The organism is Streptomyces sp. NPDC055078, assembly GCF_053607985.1.
Genome location: NZ_JBSGUP010000838.1, coordinates 1 through 3128, shown reverse-complemented (window position 1 = coordinate 3128; position 3128 = coordinate 1). Strand labels below are relative to the sequence as shown.

Below are 3128 nucleotides of genomic sequence, written 5' to 3'. Positions count from 1 at the left end.
GTGAGCCGGGCCCCTACCCGTAGAACAGAACCTGGCGCGACCGGCTCAAGCCGGTACCCGGGACCCGCGCGTCCCGGTTCAAGCCGGTACCCGGCAACCGTGCGACCGGCTAGGTCGGTACCCGGCCGCCCGCGCATCCGGCTCAGTCGGTCAGATTCACCGAGCGGGCCGAGGTCGCGCCGATCGCTTCCGCGATCTCGGTGACGACCGTCGGCGGCACGGTGTCGTCCACCGTCAGGACGACGAGCGCCTCCCCGCCCTCCTCGGCGCGCGAGACCTGCATACCGGCGATGTTCAGTCCGGCCTCGCCGAGGATCTGGCCGACGGTGCCGACGACACCGGGGCGGTCGTCGTAGCGGAGGACGAGCATATGGTCGGCGAGGGCCAGATCGACATCGTGCTCACCGATGGCGACGATCTTCTGAAGGTTCTTGGGTCCGGCGAGCGTGCCGGAGACCGCGACCTCCTCGCCGCCCGAGAGCGTGCCCCGCACGGTGACGACATTGCGGTGGTCCGGGGACTCGGAGCTGGTCGTCAGCCGTACCTCGACACCGCGCTCCTGCGCGAAGAGGGGGGCGTTGACATATGACACGGTCTCGTCGACGACATCCTCGAACACGCCCTTGAGCGCGGACAGTTCGAGCACCTTGACATCATGCTGGGTGATCTCGCCGTACACCTCGACATCGAGCCGGACCGCGACCTCGCCCGCGAGGGCGGTGAAGATCCGGCCGAGGCGCTCGGCGAGCGGCAGTCCGGGCTTGACGTCCTGGGCGATCACGCCGCCCTGGACGTTGACCGCGTCCGGGACCAGCTCACCGGCGAGCGCGAGCCGTACGGAACGGGCGACGGCGATGCCCGCCTTCTCCTGCGCCTCGTCGGTGGACGCGCCGAGGTGCGGGGTGCAGACGACCTGGTCGAACTGGAACAGCGGGGAGTCGGTGCACGGCTCCTTCGCGTACACATCGAGGCCCGCTCCGGCGACCCGGCCCTCCTTGAGGGCGGAGTACAGCGCCTCCTCGTCGACGATCCCGCCGCGCGCGGCGTTGACGATCCGGACGGTCGGCTTGACCTTGTGCAGGGCCTCGTCGCCGATCAGTCCGAGCGTCTCGGGCGTCTTGGGGAGGTGGACGGTGATGAAGTCGGAGGCTTCGAGCAGCTCGTCGAGGGTGAGCAGCTTGACCCCCATCTGCGCGGCCCGCGCGGGCTGTACATAGGGGTCGTACGCGACGATCTTCATGCCGAACGCGGACATCCGCTGGGCGACCAGCACCCCGATCCGGCCGAGGCCGACGACGCCGAGGGTCTTCTCGGCCAGCTCGACGCCGGTGTACTTGGAGCGCTTCCACTCGCCGTTCTTCAGGGCGGTGTTGGCCTGCGGGATATTGCGGGCGGTGGCGACCAGCAGACCGCAGGCCAGCTCGGCGGCGGTGACGATGTTGGAGGTCGGGGCGTTGACGACCATCACGCCGGCCTTGGTGGCGGCGGATACATCGACATTGTCCAGACCGACACCCGCGCGGGCGACGACGCGCAGCTTGCGCGCGGCGGCGATGGCCTCGGCGTCGACCTTGGTGGCGGAGCGGACGAGGATGGCGTCCACATCGGCGATGGCGGGGATCAGCTCCGCGCGGTCCGCGCCGTTGCAGTGCCGGATCTCGAAGTCCGGTCCGAGTGCGTCCACGGTGGCGGGCGACAGCTCTTCAGCGATGAGTACGACGGGTTTGGGAGACGCAGTGCTCACGTGAGTCCTCACAGGTCCAGTGCTGACGGCCGTCCCGACGGCCGCAGGCGGTGGAGGGGCTAGCCGCGTGGAAGACGCACGACACTGTGGGCCTGACGCGTAGGTGTTGTTGAGAAGTGTAGTGGTGCGTCGGGGTGAGTCTTGCGCCTTCTCGGCAGGATCACCCGTCCGTGGCTGGACAGAGTGGAGAACCGGCGGGCCCGCGCGCCGGGGTGCTCCGGCGGAGAGGAGGGGCGCAGGGCGCCCCGCCCCTCCGCCACCGGCTCACGCGTCGTCGTTGTCGACCCAGCTCATGAGCTTGCGCAGTTCCTTGCCGGTGCTCTCCAGCAGGCTGTCCTCGTCCTGCTTCTTGTACTCGTTGTACTTCTTCAGACCGCCGTGGTACTCGTCCATCCAGTTCTTGGCGAAGGTGCCGTCCTGGATCTCGGCGAGGATCTTGCGCATCTCCGCCTTGGTCTGGTCGGTGATGATGCGGGGGCCGGTGACATAGTCGCCCCACTCGGCGGTCTCGGAGACCGACCAGCGCATCTTCTCCAGGCCGCCCTCGTACATCAGGTCCACGATCAGCTTCAGCTCGTGGAGGCACTCGAAGTACGCGATCTCCGGCTGGTAGCCCGCCTCGACCAGGGTCTCGAAACCGGCCTTGACCAGCGCGGACGCGCCACCGCAGAGGACGGCCTGCTCGCCGAAGAGGTCGGTCTCGGTCTCCTCGGTGAAGGTCGTCTTGATGACGCCCGCGCGGGTGCCGCCGATGCCCTTGGCGTACGACAGGGCCAGCGCGAAGCCCTTGCCGGTGGCGTCCTGCTCGACCGCGGCGATACACGGGACGCCGCGGCCCTCCTCGTACTGGCGGCGGACCAGGTGGCCCGGGCCCTTGGGGGCGACCATGGCGACGTCGACACCGGCCGGCGGCTTGATGAAGCCGAAACGGATGTTGAGACCGTGGCCGAAGAACAGCGCGTCGCCGTCCTTCAGGTTGTCCTTGATGGACTCCTCGTAGACCTGGGCCTGGATCGGGTCCGGGACGAGGATCATGATGACGTCGGCCTCGGCGGCGGCCTCGGCCGGCGTCACCACGCGCAGGCCCTGCTCCTCGGCCTTGGTCTTGGACTTGGAGCCCTCGTGCAGACCGACTCGGACATCGACGCCCGAGTCACGGAGCGACAGCGCGTGGGCGTGGCCCTGGCTGCCGTATCCGATGACCGCGACCTTGCGGTTCTGAATGATGGACAGGTCGGCGTCGGCGTCGTAGAACAGCTCGGCCACTGGGATATCTCCTTGGTGTGCAGGTGTGCGTCCCACCGTACGGCGGGGCTGGCTGGGGACGGGAAAGGGTCTCGCGATCCGGGCGGTCGGGCCCGGGGGCGGCGCCGGACCCGGGAAC

General features: G+C 69.0%; 2 protein-coding genes. Both read right to left on the bottom strand.

Translation table 11 applies throughout. The annotated features are described in order from the left end of the window. Positions 1–142 precede the first annotated feature (142 nt). The gene (serA, locus tag ACWF94_RS37435) at positions 143–1744 is read right to left on the bottom strand and encodes a phosphoglycerate dehydrogenase (RefSeq protein ID WP_453499224.1); all 1602 of its coding nucleotides are present in this window, start codon (positions 1742–1744) and stop codon (positions 143–145) included. Between the two features lie 264 nt (positions 1745–2008). Next, positions 2009–3010 carry a ketol-acid reductoisomerase gene (ilvC, locus tag ACWF94_RS37430; protein WP_453499222.1) on the bottom strand — a complete coding sequence of 334 codons (1002 nt, stop codon included), beginning with the start codon at positions 3008–3010 and terminating at the stop codon, positions 2009–2011. Positions 3011–3128: the final 118 nt, after the last annotated feature.